18 protein-coding genes, 1 tRNA gene and 1 pseudogene are annotated in these 17239 nt (G+C 38.7%); 5 read left to right on the top strand and 15 right to left on the bottom strand.

Annotation, left to right across the window (positions count from 1 at the left end):
- Positions 1-271 precede the first annotated feature (271 nt).
- The gene (speA, locus tag FFR48_RS16415; RefSeq protein ID WP_137668113.1) at positions 272-2305 is read left to right on the top strand and encodes a biosynthetic arginine decarboxylase; all 2034 of its coding nucleotides are present in this window, start codon (positions 272-274) and stop codon (positions 2303-2305) included.
- Between the two features lie 81 nt (positions 2306-2386).
- Here the strand turns inward: speA and FFR48_RS16410 are convergent, their stop codons facing one another.
- Together FFR48_RS16410 and FFR48_RS16405 are read right to left on the bottom strand one after the other, a co-directional pair.
- The gene (locus tag FFR48_RS16410) at positions 2387-3556 is read right to left on the bottom strand and encodes a nucleotidyltransferase family protein (RefSeq protein ID WP_137668112.1); all 1170 of its coding nucleotides are present in this window, start codon (positions 3554-3556) and stop codon (positions 2387-2389) included.
- Between the two features lie 170 nt (positions 3557-3726).
- Positions 3727-4551 (bottom strand): segregation/condensation protein A, encoded by an 825-nt coding sequence (locus tag FFR48_RS16405; RefSeq protein ID WP_137668111.1) that lies wholly within the window; start codon positions 4549-4551, stop codon positions 3727-3729.
- Between the two features lie 95 nt (positions 4552-4646).
- On the opposite strand from FFR48_RS16405, the gene FFR48_RS29035 reads away from it, so the two are divergent.
- Positions 4647-4820 (top strand): hypothetical protein, encoded by a 174-nt coding sequence (locus FFR48_RS29035; RefSeq protein WP_201277628.1) that lies wholly within the window; start codon positions 4647-4649, stop codon positions 4818-4820.
- Here the strand turns inward: FFR48_RS29035 and FFR48_RS16400 are convergent.
- Positions 4765-5838, bottom strand: coding sequence for an AI-2E family transporter (locus tag FFR48_RS16400; protein ID WP_137668110.1), 1074 nt, complete (start codon positions 5836-5838; stop codon positions 4765-4767). The genes FFR48_RS29035 and FFR48_RS16400 overlap by 56 nt on opposite strands.
- 110 nt (positions 5839-5948) lie before the next feature.
- On the opposite strand from FFR48_RS16400, the gene pdxH reads away from it, so the two are divergent.
- Complete coding sequence (pdxH, locus tag FFR48_RS16395; protein WP_137668114.1) at positions 5949-6593, top strand: pyridoxamine 5'-phosphate oxidase; 645 nt, start codon at positions 5949-5951, stop codon at positions 6591-6593.
- A 35-nt stretch (positions 6594-6628) separates the two neighbouring features.
- Here pdxH and FFR48_RS16390 read toward each other — a convergent pair whose 3' ends face one another.
- From FFR48_RS16390 to FFR48_RS16360, 7 genes and pseudogenes are all read right to left on the bottom strand, one after another.
- On the bottom strand, positions 6629-7375 hold the full coding sequence (locus tag FFR48_RS16390; RefSeq protein WP_137668109.1) for a Uma2 family endonuclease: 747 nt from the start codon (positions 7373-7375) through the stop codon (positions 6629-6631).
- A 230-nt stretch (positions 7376-7605) separates the two neighbouring features.
- A complete protein-coding gene (locus FFR48_RS16385; RefSeq protein WP_137668108.1) occupies positions 7606-8169 on the bottom strand; it encodes a Uma2 family endonuclease in 564 nt (187 codons plus the stop codon).
- Between the two features lie 20 nt (positions 8170-8189).
- Positions 8190-8699, bottom strand: a pseudogene (locus FFR48_RS30810) (PIN domain-containing protein).
- Entirely contained in the window at positions 8692-8943 is a 252-nt protein-coding gene (locus tag FFR48_RS16375) for a UPF0175 family protein (RefSeq protein WP_137668107.1), read from the bottom strand. The pseudogene FFR48_RS30810 and the gene FFR48_RS16375 overlap by 8 nt, the downstream one beginning before the upstream one ends.
- A 730-nt stretch (positions 8944-9673) precedes the next feature.
- On the bottom strand, positions 9674-11575 hold the full coding sequence (locus FFR48_RS16370) for a serine/threonine-protein kinase (RefSeq protein ID WP_137668106.1): 1902 nt from the start codon (positions 11573-11575) through the stop codon (positions 9674-9676).
- Positions 11576-12406: 831 nt separating this feature from the next.
- Entirely contained in the window at positions 12407-13258 is an 852-nt protein-coding gene (locus tag FFR48_RS16365) for a DUF3153 domain-containing protein (RefSeq protein ID WP_137668105.1), read from the bottom strand.
- Between the two features lie 69 nt (positions 13259-13327).
- The gene (locus FFR48_RS16360; protein WP_137668104.1) at positions 13328-13846 is read right to left on the bottom strand and encodes a tetratricopeptide repeat protein; all 519 of its coding nucleotides are present in this window, start codon (positions 13844-13846) and stop codon (positions 13328-13330) included.
- Positions 13847-13957: 111 nt separating this feature from the next.
- Between FFR48_RS16360 and FFR48_RS29020 the strand changes: the two genes are divergently transcribed.
- On the top strand, positions 13958-14122 hold the full coding sequence (locus FFR48_RS29020; protein ID WP_190348735.1) for a hypothetical protein: 165 nt from the start codon (positions 13958-13960) through the stop codon (positions 14120-14122).
- Here FFR48_RS29020 and argB read toward each other — a convergent pair.
- The 5 genes from argB to FFR48_RS16335 form a co-directional block, all read right to left on the bottom strand.
- Positions 14115-15005, bottom strand: coding sequence for an acetylglutamate kinase (argB, locus tag FFR48_RS16355; protein WP_096565617.1), 891 nt, complete (start codon positions 15003-15005; stop codon positions 14115-14117). The two genes, FFR48_RS29020 and argB, sit on opposite strands and share 8 nt — an antisense overlap.
- Positions 15006-15097: 92 nt before the next feature.
- Positions 15098-15652: a shikimate kinase gene (locus tag FFR48_RS16350; protein WP_137668103.1), complete on the bottom strand. Its 555-nt coding sequence runs from the start codon at positions 15650-15652 to the stop codon at positions 15098-15100.
- 280 nt (positions 15653-15932) lie between these two features.
- A tRNA-Ala gene (locus FFR48_RS16345) sits at positions 15933-16005 on the bottom strand.
- A 123-nt stretch (positions 16006-16128) separates the two neighbouring features.
- Entirely contained in the window at positions 16129-16389 is a 261-nt protein-coding gene (psaK, locus tag FFR48_RS16340; protein ID WP_096565613.1) for a photosystem I reaction center subunit PsaK, read from the bottom strand.
- A gap of 87 nt (positions 16390-16476) precedes the next feature.
- On the bottom strand, positions 16477-16656 hold the full coding sequence (locus tag FFR48_RS16335) for a hypothetical protein (RefSeq protein WP_137668102.1): 180 nt from the start codon (positions 16654-16656) through the stop codon (positions 16477-16479).
- A 27-nt stretch (positions 16657-16683) separates the two neighbouring features.
- On the opposite strand from FFR48_RS16335, the gene FFR48_RS16330 reads away from it, so the two are divergent.
- Positions 16684-17112 carry a SufE family protein gene (locus FFR48_RS16330; protein WP_137668101.1) on the top strand — a complete coding sequence of 143 codons (429 nt, stop codon included), beginning with the start codon at positions 16684-16686 and terminating at the stop codon, positions 17110-17112.
- Positions 17113-17239: the final 127 nt, after the last annotated feature.

Raw genomic sequence — 17239 nt, 5'->3', positions numbered from 1 at the left:
ATCTCCTTAAAGTGTTTGGATGCAATCCCAGAAATTCGACCGCTTTTCTGAGTGGTATGTATGCCATGAGGAAAGTATAGCATTAGTTAGCGAAAGTTAGCAAATGATTAACTAGCTAATTTCCTCCTGCCTCCTGCCCCCTGCCTTCTGCCTCCTGCCTCCTTCCTTAACTGATTGTTAACCAAGAAAAAATCTTTCTAGGTGCATATCTGTTATTAGACGAATGCGTTAAATTGTTAGTTCGTGGGTGATATACAGAGGTCAGGAAGAAATGGGTGTTGAGTCAACTACTGATGAGATGGTGAAAGTGCCTACCAATGGTCATAAATCAGATAAATCAGATAAATCAGAAGTGAAAAACCAAAAGCACAAGAAACTGTTACCACCTAGCACCATGTCAGGGGATTTATCTCGGACTTGGAAAATTGAGGATAGTGAGGACTTATACCGCATTGAAGGTTGGGGTAAGCCTTATTTTTCCATTAATGCTGCTGGTCATGTGACAGTTTCTCCCAAGGGCGATCGCGGGGGTTCTCTAGATTTATTTGAATTAGTCAATGCTTTAAAACAACGAAATTTGGGACTTCCGTTGTTAATTCGCTTTTCTGATATTTTGGAAGACCGGATAGAGCGATTAAACGCTTGTTTTGCGAAAGCGATCGCTCGTTATAATTATCCCGGTGTTTATCGTGGTGTTTTCCCCGTCAAATGTAACCAAGAAAGGCACTTAATTGAAGATTTGGTCAGATTTGGCAAACCGCATCAATTTGGGCTAGAAGCCGGTTCTAAGCCGGAATTAATGATTGCTCTCGCTGTATTGGATACACCAGGAGCATTGTTAGTTTGCAACGGCTACAAAGACCGAGAATACATTGAAACGGCAATGTTAGCCCAAAAACTCGGACAAACACCGATTATCGTCTTAGAACAAATTGAAGAAGTAGATATAGCCATTGCAGCTAGTCATCAGTTAGGTATTAAACCGATTTTAGGTGTACGGGCAAAATTAAGCACCCAAGGCATGGGACGCTGGGGAACATCCACAGGCGATCGCGCTAAGTTTGGCTTAACCATCCCGGAAATTATGGAAGCAGTGGAAAAACTCAAAGAAGCCAATTTACTCGATTCTTTGCAGTTGTTACACTTCCATATCGGTTCGCAAATTTCCGCCATCAATGTGATTAAAGATGCCATTCAAGAAGCCAGTCGCATTTATGTAGAATTAGCGATGTTAGGCGCAGACATGAAATATCTCGATGTCGGTGGTGGTTTAGGCGTAGATTACGACGGTTCCCAAACCAACTTCTACGCCTCCAAAAACTACAATATGCAAAACTATGCTAACGATATTGTAGCAGAATTAAAAGATACCTGCTCAGAACGGCAGATTCCCGTACCTACACTGATTAGTGAAAGTGGTAGAGCGATCGCGTCTCATCAGTCAGTTCTCATCTTTGATGTTCTTAGTACCAGTGATGTACCCCGCGATACCCCAGAAGAACCACAAGAAGGAGAATCACCAATTATTAGGTATTTGTGGGAAACCTATCAATCCATCAACAAAGAGAACTATCAAGAATTTTACCACGACGCAGCCCAATTCAAAGAAGAAGCCATCAGCCGTTTTAACTTGGGAATTTTAAGACTCAAAGAACGGGCTAAAGCCGAGCGTTTATACTGGGCTTGTTGCCACAAAATTCTGGAAATTACCAAACAACAAGAATACGTACCCGATGAACTGGAAGACCTAGAAAAAATCATGGCTTCCATCTACTATATCAATCTTTCCGTATTTCAATCAGCGCCTGATTGTTGGGCAATTGATCAACTATTCCCCATCATGCCCATACATAAGCTAGATAAAGAACCCACCCAAAGAGGAATTTTAGCAGACCTCACCTGTGACAGTGATGGTAAAATTGACCGATTTATTGATTTACGAGATGTCAAATCAGTTTTAGAACTGCATAAATTCAAACCTAACGAACCCTATTATCTGGGAATGTTCCTCAACGGCGCTTACCAAGAAATCATGGGTAACTTACATAACCTCTTTGGTGACACAAACGCCGTTCATATCCAACTCACACCCAAAGGCTACCAAATAGAACACGTTGTCAAGGGTGATACCATGAGAGAAGTCGTAAGTTACGTACAATACGACTCAGAAGACATGGTAGAAAACATCCGCCAGCGTTGTGAACAAGCCTTAGAAGAAAACCGCATTACCCTAGCCGAATCTCAAAGACTGCTACAAACTTACGAGCAAAGTCTCATGAGATATACTTACTTGAATAATAGTTAGGACTGGTGGTTGGTAATTGGTAATTGGTAATTGAAAAAACTTGTACCCATTACCCATTACCCATTACCCATTACCTATTACCTAAATTATGCTTGTCCCTAACAATTCGGCGATCGCTTGGTGTTCTAAAGGAATTTCCGAAGGTGGAGTTTGACGTGCATCTGTAATTAACCAGTCTAAAGCGGCTGCTTGCACATCAATAGCTGCACCGGTCTTATCCACACAATAACGACCAAATACCAGCTTATCAACCAAACGGACTCCCGGACTCAAGCGCGACCATTCAAATATCACACTATTATCTACTGTTGCACCACTACAAATCCAGCAATTAGGTCCAATCATCGTCGGTCCAACAATTTTCGCACCATCTTCAATTCTTGTCATCCCACCAATGTAAACAGGTCCAGTAATATCCACCTTATCCCAATTCACAGCTACATTCAAACCAGTGTAAATACCAGGGGCGACTTCATAACCAGGAATCTGCACATTTTTAATTTCACCCAACAGCACACCGCGAATAGCTCGCCAATAATCAGGTACTTTACCAATATCTACCCATTCAAAATCCATCGGAATGGCATAAAAAGGCGCATTGATTTTTACAAGTTCCGGGAATAATTGACTACCAATATCATACTCAACCCCAGAAGGAATATATTTAAACACCTCTGGTTCAAAAATATAAATACCCGTGTTGATATTTGTGCTGAGTGCTTCCTCTATCGAAGGTTTTTCTTGGAAAGCCTTAATGCGGTTATCATCATCTGTGACAACCACACCATAACTAGAAACTTCTTCCTTGGGAACAGACTTAGTAATAATGGTAGCAATTGAACCTTTAGATTTATGCCACTTTACCGCCGCAGTTAAATCTAAATCAATTAAAGCATCACCACACAAGACCACAAACGTATCATCAAAAAAAGGCGAAAAGTCTTGGATACGGCGCATCCCCCCAGCCGAACCTATGGCTTCCCCGACCAGTTTACCATCATCATCAATTTTCCCTTCAAAAGAATAGGCAATCTGCACACCAAACCGCTGACCATCACGGAAATAATTTTCAATTTCCTCAGCTAAATGGCTAACATTCACCATAATCTCGTTAAAACCATGTTGACGCAATAGCTCTAGCAAAAATTCCATCACTGGCTTTTGCAAGATGGGAATCATTGGTTTGGGAATGGTATATGTAATAGGACGTACACGAGTGCCTTTACCCGCTGCGAGAATCATCGCTTTCATAATTTTTTTTCCTTAACTATTCCTCAACTATTCCTCAACCACAAGCCAGTTTACTGTTTTTATCCCGTGATACTTAATCATCACTAAGTTATATTTATCAATGTACTAGGATTCTGGATTTTGCTCACGAATATTTTAGTTTATGGTCGTTTATAGTCGTTTATTGTCGTTTATGGGGTTGCACGGTTGGCTGAACTAGGTAAACGGATTGTGATCTCCTGATAAAATTCTTCCTGATATAGCTCTACTTTAGATTGTGCAGACAGCAGCAGTAAAGCCCAAAAAACGCTCACCATGTCGCCATTTTCTGATTCATGGTCAGAATCATTTGCATTTGCTGATTTTTTCCCTGCTTGCTTTGTCTGAGTCCACAATTTTACCAGTTGTTCTAGATTCCAACATTGTTCCTGTACATTTAACTCCCTTGCAGAAAGATGCAGCACCTGTTCTAGTTCTGAAGCTACTTCTGTTAAATTTTCTTGGTGAGCTAATTCTAATGCCTCCCGCATCGTTTTCATACTCGGCTGACGCTTAGGACGGATAGGTTTGCTGGTTTTCTCTACCCGTTTTAGCTGGTTAGCCATAATCTGCAATTGCTCAATTAGCTCTTGCAGGGTCACACGACGCTTTGGTGGTGGCATTGCTGCTGGACGACGACGCAACTGTCGCTCTAATTGCAAACGTTGAACATTGTATAATTCACTATCCGCAATATCCAGCATTGCATCATCAGACACATTATCTATAATATTATCTACGGTTGACAATTGCATTAAAGTATTAGCTTTAAATAGTACAAGCATGGATGCTGACAAAAAAGCCTGTCCCGATTGAGACAAATCAGTTTCATAACCTCTAGCGGTGGTTTGTGGTGACATTAGTTCTAGGTAACGGTCAATCACTTCTATCACCTGCACATCCCAAGGGTCTATTTCTCCCTTTTCGGCTTGTTCAATCAAGTGTGTAATCGTTTCTAATAGTTTTTGGGCATCCATTAATTTATCAGGAGTCAGGAGTCAGGAGTCAGGAGTCAGGAGTTCAGGAGTTCAGGAGTCAGGAGTCAGGAGTTCAGGAGGAAGAAAGTAAATATTTGTCCCCAGTCACCAGTCACCAGTCACCAGTCACCAGTCACCAGTCACCAGTCACCAGTCACCAGTCACCAGTCACCAGTCACCAGTCACCAGTCACCAGTCACCAGTCACTAATCACTAATCATCAACAACAGCATAACTATATACAGAATTTCCATTTTTGTTGTTTTTAATAGCGTCGAAAGTGCCTTTGATAGTACCAGCAATGGGTACAGCAACCAGTGTTCCCAACAAACCAGCAATTTCAAATCCCATCAAAATCGCTATAAAAATCCATAGGGGATTGAGTCCGATAAAGTTACCAAGCAACTTGGGAGATAGGATATTATCTTTGATTTGCTGCATGATAATTGCTACCATTGCTACTGGAAATGCTAACCACCAAGTCTGTAAAAACACTAATAACGTTACCAACCCTATCCCTAATGTAGCGCCGATAAAGGGAATAAGCTCAGAAATACCGATGATAATGGCAAATAATAGGGCAAATGGTACTCTTAAAAATAAGAAAATCGGTGTCAGGGCTACCACCATAAACAGTGCCAGTAATAATTGGCTAAGGAAAAAGTTCTGAAAATTTAATTGTAAGGACTTGCTGAAGGGGATGCCAATATAAGATGGCAGGAGATTAATTAAGCCATACCACAGGCGATCGCCATATAGCAGCATATAAAAAGCTAGTACAATTACTAACATTATATTCAGCAATCCTGATAATAAAGTTCCCGCAAATCCCACCGCACCAGAAGCTATCTGTTGTAGAATGTTCTGCACACCAGTATTAATTTGCTCAGTTACTAAACTTAGGTCAAGTTTTATACGTTTCTGACGTGCTAACATTTGCAAATTTTCCAGGTTGTCTTGACTGGAGGCTAACCAATCAGGAATTTTGTTTAAAAGTTGGATTGTTTGGTCAATTACCATCGGTACAAGGGTAAAACCCAAAATAATCAACAAAGCTAAAGTGAAGATTAAAACTATGATCACTGCCTGAGTGCGAGTAATCCTAGCTTTTTCTAATAATTTCACCGGGTAATTCAGCAAAAACGCCAAAATTGCCGCAATACTCAGAATAGTAATTGGATGCTGGAAATAACGAAACAGCAGAGACAGTAGCCAGACATTGAGAGCGATAATCGGGCCACTCAGACCATAAATTAGCAGAGTTTGTAAAGAGGCTGAACGGCGCATTTGATTTAATCTTAGGGAATAGGGAATAGGTAATAGGGAATGGGGAATAGGTTATAAAATGTATGATAATTACCAATTACCAATTACCCATTACCAATTACCCATTACCAATGGATAAAAATATTGCTGACCTTCGTAAAGACTACACTTTGCAAGATTTGAATGAAACAGAAGTTAACCCTAATCCTTTTATACAATTTAAATTATGGTTTGATCAGGCTATAGAAGCAAAATTATTAGAACCTAACGCCATGACTTTGGCTACATCTACCCCTGATGGTAAACCTTCAGCCAGAATGGTCTTATTAAAAGATTTTGATGAAAGGGGCTTTGTTTTATTTACCAACTACAACAGTCACAAAGGACAAGAAATAACAGCCAATCCTCAAGCTGCGTTAGTATTTTGGTGGGCAGAATTAGAACGACAAGTGAGAATTGTGGGATGTGTAGAAAAGATTTCTGCTGAAGAATCGGATGGATATTTTGAAGTACGTCCTCATAATAGTCGTTTGGGCGCGTGGGCTTCTAATCAAAGTGAAGTAATTGCTAGTCGGGAAGTTTTAGAAGTACAATTACAGGATTTCCAGCGTAAATATGAAAATCAGGAAGTTCCTAGACCACCTCACTGGGGAGGTTTTCGGGTAATTCCCCAAGAAATAGAGTTTTGGCAAGGACGTTCTAGCAGGTTACATGATCGGTTGCTGTATTCTCGGTGGGATGATGGAAGTTGGAAAATACAACGTTTGTCACCTTAATTTTTTGTAGCGGGCAAGATGCCCGTACCACAATTTTAGGAGATAGTGTTAGGATCAATACCTAGTTCTCGTAACTTAGCTGCTAATAATTCAGCCCGTTGACGTTCCTGTTCAGCCCGTTGACGTTCCTGTTCAGCTTGTTCACTACTCCACAGCAGCAAATTTCCGTCACTATCCCACCACCGCAACCAGTTCATGGTTTGACATAATCTTTCACCTGGCCAAATTCCTAAAAATAGTGAGAGTTCAGGAATCCAAAAACGTCCATTAGGGTCTGCTTTTTGTTTGTTGTATTCTCCATTTTGCAAACAGCGTACTTCTAAACTGGGTTCGTAGGGATCATAAGTGACATAAGTGGGAACTTGGAGAATGTGTTCGTAAAAATACAACTTTCCATAAGGTGGTGTGGAACGTAATGATAATTCTCCACCTTCGGTATCAGAAAGAAATTCCATCACCACAGCTACAGGTTCTCCTTCGAGGTTGGGTGTATAACTGCGACGTACCACATCAGTAGCTACAGGATGCACCTGTGGCACATAAAACCAGTCGGGGGCTTTGACGATGATTTTTTTGTTTAAGGTGGCTACAAGCCCAAAATTAGAGCCAATCAGCATTTGTGGGAGGATGCGTCCTGCTGCACCTAAAGCGTCAGTAAGTGCAGCTGCTAAAGGTGGTTGTTGAATATTTTCCACTGGGTCATCAGGTAAAATAAAATCGGCGGGAAGTGGTTCCCAGGTGATAATGGGTGTTTTTTGAGTTGGGTGAGTTTGTAGAATCATAGATTTATTTATAATAGGTGATCTGAATTAGGATTTGAGGATGTACAGGATGTTATTTAATGATGGTTGGTTACGCACAAGTCACTAAAGAATGAACCACGAAGAACGCAAAGGACACGTTCACCGAAGGTGTTCCCGAAGGATAGGTAAGAGGTTTTAGAGAGATTTTCTATTTTCATCCTCTACATCCTTTAATCCTGGTTATCCTGATTCTGACACAAATATCATCATTAACCTATCATTTTCAACCAGGCAAATATTTGATTAACTGTTAATTGTAAATTGATTTCTTCTAAAATTGGTAACTGTTGATCACCTCTGAATAATTCTGGTTGTTGCTGGGGACGAAAAACCAAAATAGAACGATCTTCAGGATCTATTAACCAACCTAACAAACAACCATGATTTAAACAATATAAAATATTATCTATCACGCGAGTTGAATTTTGTTCAGGTGAGAGAATTTCAATAGTCCAATCTGGAGGAATGAAAAAATCATTAGGGACTTCACCTTCAGCAGTAAAGGGAATATTTGACCATTTCAAAACCGCGATATCAGGAACTACGGAACGCACACCAAAACTACAACGCAATTCAGGAAAAGCATAAGCTATTTTTTCGCTTTCTGTGATATCATTAATACTGTTGCATAGTCTTAATTGTAAGCGGCTATGTTTGCCTTTGGGCATGGGTTTAGTGATAATTTCCCCGTTGATATATTCCCTGACCGGTTTTGTTTCTGGGAGTTTGAGAAATTCTGTTAAGGTGAGGGATCGATTAATTATTGTGGGCATGATTTTTTGTATTTCTATTTTTAGAAAGATTCTCCAGCTAATCTGAGAACATCATTAATAATGCTATCATTTAACCACATTCCTTGTTGTTTCAACATAGCAATCACAGGAGCAATAGAAGATAAGTAACCTAATTTTTTAGCTTTTACTAAAACACCTAATGTTCCCGTGTATTTTAATTTGTGTATATTAGCAATACGTCGAGCTAATTAATCATCAAAAATTAACAAACTGCCAGGTTTTTCTAAACCTAAACCTAATACTTCTGCTTCACCTTGTCCCAAATCTATAATAGCAGGAATTAAACTAATTGATTTTACCGGAGTAATTAAAATCCAATCAATAGAATGAATGTCTGGTACATTAATTCCTTGCTTTTTACCAACTGCTAATTCTTCAATCACCGCAGGAGGTGTTAAAATCTCACTATACAGCTTTTGTAGTAGCTCTAAATGTCCAACTTGATGAAGATACAACAGAGGTGAAGTATTGACTATGACTGAAGAATTAAGCACTGAATAATTAAGCATTGTTAACATCTTGTTCTAATTGTTCAGCCGTCAAGGAAAATGGTGATACTTGATAACGTCCTAAAATTGTTAAAAATTCTACCCGCGAAATTCCCGCTAATTGTGCTGCTCTCCCTGATGAGAGTTTACCCAGTTCAAAAAGTTTCACTGCGGCTAAAATTGGTAACTCTCTTGATAAATTTTTAGGTGTTTCTTTGAGAGTGATTAATATTTCTTCTGGTATTTCTAAGGATACTATACTCATAATTTGATTTCCTTGTTTTCCTCGTTCCCAGTCTCCAGACTGGAAATGCAGTTTTAGAGTCTCTGATTTGAGTATAACTGTTTTTTGTCTGAATCAGGATGTCCAGGATTACAGGATTTTCAGGATGTTATTTGATGATGGTTGGTTACGCACAAGTCATGGAAGAATGAACCACGAAGAACGCAAAGGACACGAAGGTAAGAGGTTTTAGAGAGATTTTCTGTTTTCATCCTCTACATCCATAAATGTTGGTTATCCTGATTTTCACCATCTGCGTCTATCTGCGTTTATCTGCGTTCATGCCATAATCAGGATGTCAAGGATTTGAGGATTTACAGGATGTTATTTGATGATTGTTGGTTATTCTGAAAGGATTTTTTTGTCTGAATCAGGATGTCCAGGATTACAGGATTTACAGGATGTTATTTGATGATGGTTGATTACGCACAAGTCATGGAAGAATGAACCGCAAAGAACGCAAAGGACACAAAGGTAAGAGGTTTTAGAGAGATTTTCTGTTTTCATTCTGTACATCCCTAAATGTTGGTGGTCCTGATTCTCATCATCTGCGTCTATCTGCGTTCTTATTCTGTACATCCTTAAATCCTGGTTATTATCTCGACTTCGCTCGATAACCACCTGATTCAGACAAAATACAATTTCTGAAAATTTAGATTAATCTTCAAAAACCATCATGTAAATCCTTAAATCCTGGACATCCTGATTCAGACTATTCTAACCGCCAAATTTTGATAGTGTTGTCATCACTTCCACTCACTAAAGTTCTACCATTGGGGGTGATGGCTAGGGTACGAACTGAGTCAGAATGACCAGTCAGGGTAGATTTTAATTCTCCTGTGGCCAAATTCCAAATTTTAATAGTTTTGTCATAACTTCCACTGAACAAAGTCTTACCATCGGGACTAATTGCTAGAGACCAAACCGACCTAGAATAATCAACCGACTGAGAATGACCAACGAGTGTAGATTTTAATTCTCCTGTAGCCAAATTCCAAATTTTAATAGTGCCGTCATAACCCCCACTAACTAAAGTCTTACCATCTGGAGTGATGACTAGAGACTGAACTGCTTGAGAATGACCAGTGAGGGTGGTTTTCAATTCTCCTGTGGCTAAGTTCCAAATTTTGATAGTATTGTCACTACTTCCACTGACCAAAGTCCGACCATCAGGGCTGATAGCTAGGGAATAAACCTCGCCAGAATGACCGATCAGAGTAGATTTTAATCTTCCTGTAACCAAATTCCAAATCCTGATAGTTTCGTCATAACTCCCACCGACCACGGTTTTACCATCAGGACTAATCGCCACAGAATCAACCAAGTTAGAATAACCAGTCAGAGTAGATTTCAATTCTCCTCTGGCCAAGTCCCAGATTTTGATAGTCTCGTCATAATCCCCACTGACCAAAGTCTGATCATCGGGGCTGATGGCTAGAGAAAGAACCCATTCAGAATGACCAGTGAGGGTAGATTTCAATTCTCCTGTAACCAAATTCCAAATTTTAATAGTGTTGTCATCACTTCCAACTAAAGTGTGACCATCGGAGCTAATAGCTACAGAATTTACATCATTATCTGTAGTCAGGGTATTAATTAAGGTTGCTGTGGTGATGTTGTTGGGGTAAACTGGGGATGTAAGCAATATAAATCCTAGTAGTAGTGATAAGCAAACTATTATCAAAACCACAATTTTATTTATTCCATATTTTGGTTGTGTTTGTAGTTTAACCGGAGGTTTGACAGCTTCTAATACTTCCTCTGCTGACTGAGAACGTTTTTGATATTCTACCTCTAATAACTTATCTAAAATATTTCCTAATTCTAAACTCACAGATTGCTGTAAATGCTTACGCCATTCTTTCACCCAACTGTAACCTTGTCTACTCCACAAATCACCAGGATAAACCCCTGTCATTAAATAAAAACAAGTTGCACCTAAACTAAATAAATCACTAGCAGGATAAACCTCTCTATCTTCCATTTGCTCCAAAGCTGCGTAACCGTAAGTACCGATTTGTGTACCTGGTCTCATTGTTCCCTGGAGTTGTTTAGAAGCACCAAAATCAATTAAAAATAATTTCCCATCACTGCGACGACGCATAATATTTTCTGGTTTGATGTCGCGGTGAATGATGTTATTACTATGGACTATTTGCAAAACTGGTAACATATCCAGCAATAAATTACGGATTTTTTCTTCATCAAAATTTCCCTGATTTGCTAACTCAATTAATAAATTCTCACCTTCAATAAAATCTTGAATTAAATATAAACAATCATCCTCATCAAAATAAGCTTGTAATTGGGGAATTTGGGGATGTTTCAGGTCTTTTAGTTGTATTGCTTCTTGCTCAAATAATTCCTTAGCTTTTTTTAAAGCGTAGGTATTTTGAGTTTGGGGTGCAAATTGTTTAATAACACACTTCTCATTTAATTTATCAACATCTTCAGCTAAATAAGTCTTCCCAAAACCACCACCACCCAAAGGTTTCACAGGACGATAACGGTTTCTCAGCATAACCAAAGGAACACCACAATTAGGACAAAACTTTGTCGTATCTGGTACGGGTGGGTTATGACAGTCTGGGTTCAGACAACATATCTGATTCATTGTTTGGGGTAGATACTTTGATATTTATAATATATACAATAATATACTCGCTAATTTCATAACACTGATGTTTTATTTCTTAGCGTCTTAACGTCAGCACCTTAACAATTTTTAACTTAAAAATCCCAAAAAAGTTTCAACACCCTTTTTTAGCCCAAAATTATTGAGAATGGTTGCGAATGAATTAACGTATTTTCAAGGGTCTTGACTTCTCACAGGGTTGTGTTATCATAGGTTTTAGAATAATCCAAGGGAGTGGTATTGTCTGAATCAGAATGTCCAGGATTTGAGGATTTTCAGGATGTTATTTGATGATTGTTGGTTATTCTTGAAGGATTTTTTTGTCTGAATCAGGATGTCCAGGATTTAAGGATTTACAGGATGTTATTTGATGATGGTTGGTTACGCACAAGTCATGGAAGAATGAACCGCAAAGAACGCAAAGGACACAAAGGTAAGAGGTTTTAGAGAGATTTTCTGTTTTCATCCTCTACATCCTTAAATGTTGGTTGTCCTGATTTTCACCATCTGCGTCTATCTGCGTTCATCTGCGTTCCGAAAATCTCAACCCAGGCTGTTAAAAACTTTATATATATTGCGCCCACAGATTTCCACTCATAACATAAGTGTACAACTAACCTTGCAGCTTGTCAAGTCGAAAACTAAAAAATATGCGATCGCTCATAAGCTGTTACACAGCTAAATTGTATAATCCTAATATTCTGAACTCTTGTTTAACAGGCAAGATGCCTGTTCCACTTATACAAATTAAATGCACAACAGCTTATCCTGTAAATCCTTTAATCCTGGATATCCTAATTCTGACAAAATTTATCTTGAGACTAACAATGTATATCGCACATAATAACCACCCCAAACAAACAGGACAATTATTAATGTACCAATACCCAGGAAGTTAGGAGTCCAAAATACAACTTCTATATGATTTAACTCACCTGGTTTTAGTTTCCAGACGAGTTGTTTACCATTCTTTTCTGGTTGGATGATATTTTCAGTTTGTTGAATATTGTTAACTCCCCAAGGTGTTTGTAAGCTAAAATCTAAATCAATAATTGAACTCGTGACATTTAAGTTGTTTCCTTTACTGGTAAGTGCAGCAAGAGAACGCAAATCTAAATCATAGATTAAATGATTTCTCGATAAAAGTAAAAAGTTATTATCCTGTACAATTAAGTTAGATGCTATATTTGGTAGTTCTGAATTATTGCCAATTTTATCATTTTTTGGAGCAGTGGTATAGTTGAAAAAACCACTAAATTTTTCTTGTAGTTCCTTTCCACTGGTAAAGGGTATTTTGACAATAATTTCTTCTGGAGAAATGCGTTTTACTGAACCTGATAGTTTTCTAGCACGACGTTCTAAAGTTTTTGACCATTCGGAAATATAATCACCGCTAAAACTGATGACTGTTTCCGGCAATTTAATATGTTGTACTAATTCGCCGTTGTTGGTATGATTAAAGTTAATTCCTAAATCATATTGTACACATCCAGATAATGTTAAAGATGCCAAAATTAGGAAAACGGAAAATAGTTTTCTGGTGGTTTTTAAGTTGATGATGTTTTTAAAAACCAATCTTGCTATTTTTATTAATATTAAATGAAATCTGGTTTTTGGCAAATTATCTATATTCATAATATTCAGAAGATGCAAAATATTCATAAACTTGTTTTTTCTAAATTTACCTTTTTACTGTCACCTGTCACTTGTCACCTGTCACCTGTCACCAACTCACACAGTTAACCAAACTAAATAGGAAATGGTTAAAGCGACTGCAATTAAAGCTACCCAAATAAAACGATTATCTTTTGTATTGACTTGACTGAGATCAATGTATTCTGGTTCTGCGGTTTTTTGTTTTGTGGTTTTTTTGGGTTTTGCGGTGATGACTGTTTTAGCTTCGTTTTCCCCAATATTACCAAAATCAGGAATTTCTGTCATCCATTCTTTTGGGCGTTTAAGTTTGGGCGCTTTTAAAATATATACTAATCTTTTGGCTTGTGATCTGGTTTCATAATGGGGATGACGGGTGAGTTGTTGACAAAGTGCGATCGCATCTTCTGAACGTCCCGCAGCTTCATAAGCATTTACCAACCAAATGTCTACTTCACCTCCAAAGCGTGTATTTTTTGCTAATAAGGAACTAGCTTTTTCTAAGTTTTCCACAGATTCCCGATATTGTCCATTTTCAAAAGCTACTTTTCCAGCAATGTAACGATTTTTCGCAATTTCTAAACTTTCTGTAGTCATTAGTCATTAGTCATTAGTTATTAGTCATGAGTCATTAGTTATTGGTTATTGGTTATTGGTTATTAGTTATTAGTTATTAGTCATGAGTCATTAGTTATGAGTCATTAGTTATTGGTTACTCTTCCCAGTCACCAGTCACCAATTACCAATTACCAATTACCAATTACCAATTACCAATCACCAATCACCAATCACCAGTCCCCAGTCCCCAGCGATGCACTGAGCTTGTCGAAGTGTCCCCAGTCCCCAGTCCCCAATCACCAATTTATCATTTAACTTGAGAACCTAAAATCATTGTACCAATTCCCACATCTGTAAAAATTTCTAACAATAATGCGTGAGGAATGCGACCATCAATAATGTGTGCAGCTTTGACTCCTTGAGCGAGCGATCGCACACAACAAGTCACTTTAGGAATCATGCCTCCACTAACTATACCATCGTTAATCAATTGACGCGCTTCAGGAATATCTACTTTAGGAATTAAGGTAGATGGGTCTTTGTAATCGGTTAAAATACCCCGTGTATCCGTCAGCAAAATTAACTTTTCTGCTCCTAAAGCAGCTGCTATTTCTCCCGCTACGGTATCAGCATTAATATTATAAGCTTGTCCGTTATCATCAGCAGCGACGCTAGAAACCACGGGAATATAACCATTACTGGCGAGAGTTTCTAATATCTTGATGTTAACATTACTGACTTCCCCTACAAAACCAATACCTTCATCACCTTGAGGACGAGCAGTAATTAAATTACCATCTTTACCGCACAGTCCCACAGCCATACCCCCAGCTTGGTTAATCAGAGCCACAATTTCTTTATTGACTCGGCCGACTAACACCATTTCTACCACATCCATTGTTGGTGCATCGGTGACACGCAAACCATTCTTAAATTGTGCTTCAATTCCCAGTTTACCCAACCAACTGTTAATTTCTGGACCACCACCATGTACTAAAATTGGTCGCAAGCCTACACAGGATAAAAATACAATGTCACGGATAACTTTATCTTTGAGGCTACCGTCTTTCATGGCCGCACCTCCGTATTTGACAACAACGGTACGACCTGAGAATTTTTGAATGTAGGGTAGTGCTTCGCTGAGAACTTCGACGCGATTAGCTTCCGCTTGCCTGATATACTCGGTATCGTTAATCATTTTGAGAATTGGCTAATTTTCAATTTTGAGGATGCAGGATTTTTACATGATCAAAACATGAAAATACCCTAGCATCACAAAATATCCTCAGATCAATTTTGGTGTTGGGAAACTTGAGTTTTGAGAACACTAGGTATTGCTGCTAGTATCGTTGCCACAATTTGTTCTGGGGTTTGCTCCTGGGTGATGGTAATATGTAAGTCAGCTTGGGAGTAAAGCGGTTGACGTTGTTGCAGGAGCGATCGCAATTTACTTTCAGGATTAGAATCTTGTAAAAGTGGCCTTGTAGTGTCTTCTAACAACCTATTAAAAATTGTTTCCACGCTGCAATCTAACCAAACTATCAACCCATGATGTAGATAACTCCAGTTTTCTTGTCGCAAGACAATACCCCCACCAGTAGCTATAGTTAATTTAGTATAAGCACAAACTTGAGCTAACACATCACTTTCCAACTGCCGAAACCCAGTTTCACCTTCATCAGTAAATATATCATTAATGGATTTACCAGCAGCTTTAACTATGACATCATCAGTATCTATAAAACCATAACCCAATTCTTGAGCCAGTAACCGCCCAACTGTGGTTTTACCGACACCCATCATCCCAATTAAATACAGGTTGACTCCTCTTAATAAATTACTCATAACTTACTCACCAGTCTGATTCATTTACGCTGAACATTTCTGAGCATTGATTGACAAAGCTCGAACTCTTGACTCCAATTAATAATTTTTACATTTTATAGGAAATAGGCAAAAACCCCCTAACTGGTGATAGTTAGGGGATTATTTTTTGTAATGCAAAAAATTACACATATAACGCTTGACAGATTTGGTAGAAAATTAGTAGAAAGTCCAAATAGAGAGTTTTGCACTTTCTACCACCTGTACCTTAAAAACCAGACACAGTAAGGCTTATAAGCTATGGAGTTAAGCGGAATCGAACCGCTGACCTCTTCAATGCCATTGAAGCGCTCTACCAATTGAGCTATAACCCCGTAGGTTGCATTAGCAATTATGCCAGATTATTTCCATTTAGTCAACTGTGTTCGTAAATAATCCCGACCATTGTAGATGCGGCCGGGATAATGAATCACAAAAGACGAGATGAGATGTAAATCCTAGATTCTACCAATGTTATGCAATCCCAAGATAATACCAGCGCCTAAGATATGACCAAAAGCGGCAGTAGCAAGTATAGCAGGTAAACCAAAACCACCAAAGAATTGAGGTGCGGGTGCTGCGGGTTCAGCACTGGGATATTGAATTGTAAATTTACCAAAGGCGATCGCAATAATATTGGCGATGATCATAATGATGCCAACGGTAGGAGACCATTCTAGGGGTGTAGTTGCAGCAGCGATTAGAGTAGAAGTCAACATCCGATTTTCTCCTCAGATTACAGAATTAGGGGCTGATAATCTTCATAATTACTAATAAAATTCAACCAATGTCCCAATTTTGCAGCATTATTTAATATTTTTTTGAATTACTTCATAATTGGTGATTGGGGACTGAAGACTGGGGACTGGGGACTGGGGACTGGGAAAGAAAGGGAAGAAAGGGAAGTTAATAACCCAATCACCAATCACTAATCCCCAGTCAACTGCGATCGCTCTTAAAGATCGCAGATCATTTACACTCAACATAAGACTGATTTATTTTCTAGATTTACTATGTCCTTGAGTCTTGACTCCTTACCACCTGCTTTAGCCAAGATTGTGCAACGCTTTCAACGTGCTTCTGATCCAAAGCGCCGTTATGAACAATTAATCTGGTATGCTCAAAAATTACCAGAGTTTCCCGAAGCTGATAAAATCTCCGAAAATAAAGTCCCTGGTTGTGTCTCTCAGGTATATGTCACAGCTTCACTCAATGATGGCAAGGTGGTTTTTCAGGGAGATTCTGATTCTCAACTGACTAAGGGACTGGTAGCACTTTTAATAGAAGGGTTAAACGGATCATCACCTAATGAAATTGTACAACTAACTCCTGATTTTATTCAAGCCACAGGGTTAAATGTCAGCCTCACACCTTCCCGCGCTAATGGGTTTTACAACATTTTTAAAACTATGCAGAAAAAAGCATCGGAAATAGGGGTGTAGGGGTTAGTAGCTAGTTACTGTTTTCTTAACCAATACTAACAAATACTCACATTTACTGAAAATTTCCTGTCATCTTTTGCTTTGTGACAGAATTACAGTAAAATCACTGTATGCTACTAGGATTCAA

The organism is Sphaerospermopsis reniformis, from assembly GCF_005402885.1.
Taxonomy (GTDB): domain Bacteria; phylum Cyanobacteriota; class Cyanobacteriia; order Cyanobacteriales; family Nostocaceae; genus Sphaerospermopsis; species Sphaerospermopsis kisseleviana.
The sequence above is the reverse complement of the archived record's forward strand: the minus strand, read 5'-3'. Positions and strand labels throughout refer to the sequence as shown.

What these genes read in the sequence shown, in the direction of transcription:
- argB (WP_096565617.1), bottom strand. Translation starts at nt 15,005, where the DNA reads ATGATTAACGATACCGAGTATATCAGGCAAGCGGAAGCTAATCGCGTC.
- FFR48_RS16360 (WP_137668104.1), bottom strand. Translation starts at nt 13,846, where the DNA reads ATGACTACAGAAAGTTTAGAAATTGCGAAAAATCGTTACATTGCTGGA.
- FFR48_RS16385 (WP_137668108.1), bottom strand. Translation starts at nt 8,169, where the DNA reads ATGCCCACAATAATTAATCGATCCCTCACCTTAACAGAATTTCTCAAA.
- FFR48_RS16410 (WP_137668112.1), bottom strand. Translation starts at nt 3,556, where the DNA reads ATGAAAGCGATGATTCTCGCAGCGGGTAAAGGCACTCGTGTACGTCCT.
- FFR48_RS16365 (WP_137668105.1), bottom strand. Translation starts at nt 13,258, where the DNA reads ATGAATATTTTGCATCTTCTGAATATTATGAATATAGATAATTTGCCA.
- FFR48_RS16335 (WP_137668102.1), bottom strand. Translation starts at nt 16,656, where the DNA reads ATGTTGAGTGTAAATGATCTGCGATCTTTAAGAGCGATCGCAGTTGAC.
- FFR48_RS16350 (WP_137668103.1), bottom strand. Translation starts at nt 15,652, where the DNA reads ATGAGTAATTTATTAAGAGGAGTCAACCTGTATTTAATTGGGATGATG.
- FFR48_RS16330 (WP_137668101.1), top strand. Translation starts at nt 16,684, where the DNA reads ATGTCCTTGAGTCTTGACTCCTTACCACCTGCTTTAGCCAAGATTGTG.
- pdxH (WP_137668114.1), top strand. Translation starts at nt 5,949, where the DNA reads ATGGATAAAAATATTGCTGACCTTCGTAAAGACTACACTTTGCAAGAT.
- FFR48_RS16370 (WP_137668106.1), bottom strand. Translation starts at nt 11,575, where the DNA reads ATGAATCAGATATGTTGTCTGAACCCAGACTGTCATAACCCACCCGTA.
- FFR48_RS16405 (WP_137668111.1), bottom strand. Translation starts at nt 4,551, where the DNA reads ATGGATGCCCAAAAACTATTAGAAACGATTACACACTTGATTGAACAA.
- FFR48_RS16375 (WP_137668107.1), bottom strand. Translation starts at nt 8,943, where the DNA reads ATGAGTATAGTATCCTTAGAAATACCAGAAGAAATATTAATCACTCTC.
- psaK (WP_096565613.1), bottom strand. Translation starts at nt 16,389, where the DNA reads ATGTTGACTTCTACTCTAATCGCTGCTGCAACTACACCCCTAGAATGG.
- FFR48_RS16400 (WP_137668110.1), bottom strand. Translation starts at nt 5,838, where the DNA reads ATGCGCCGTTCAGCCTCTTTACAAACTCTGCTAATTTATGGTCTGAGT.
- FFR48_RS16390 (WP_137668109.1), bottom strand. Translation starts at nt 7,375, where the DNA reads ATGATTCTACAAACTCACCCAACTCAAAAAACACCCATTATCACCTGG.
- speA (WP_137668113.1), top strand. Translation starts at nt 272, where the DNA reads ATGGGTGTTGAGTCAACTACTGATGAGATGGTGAAAGTGCCTACCAAT.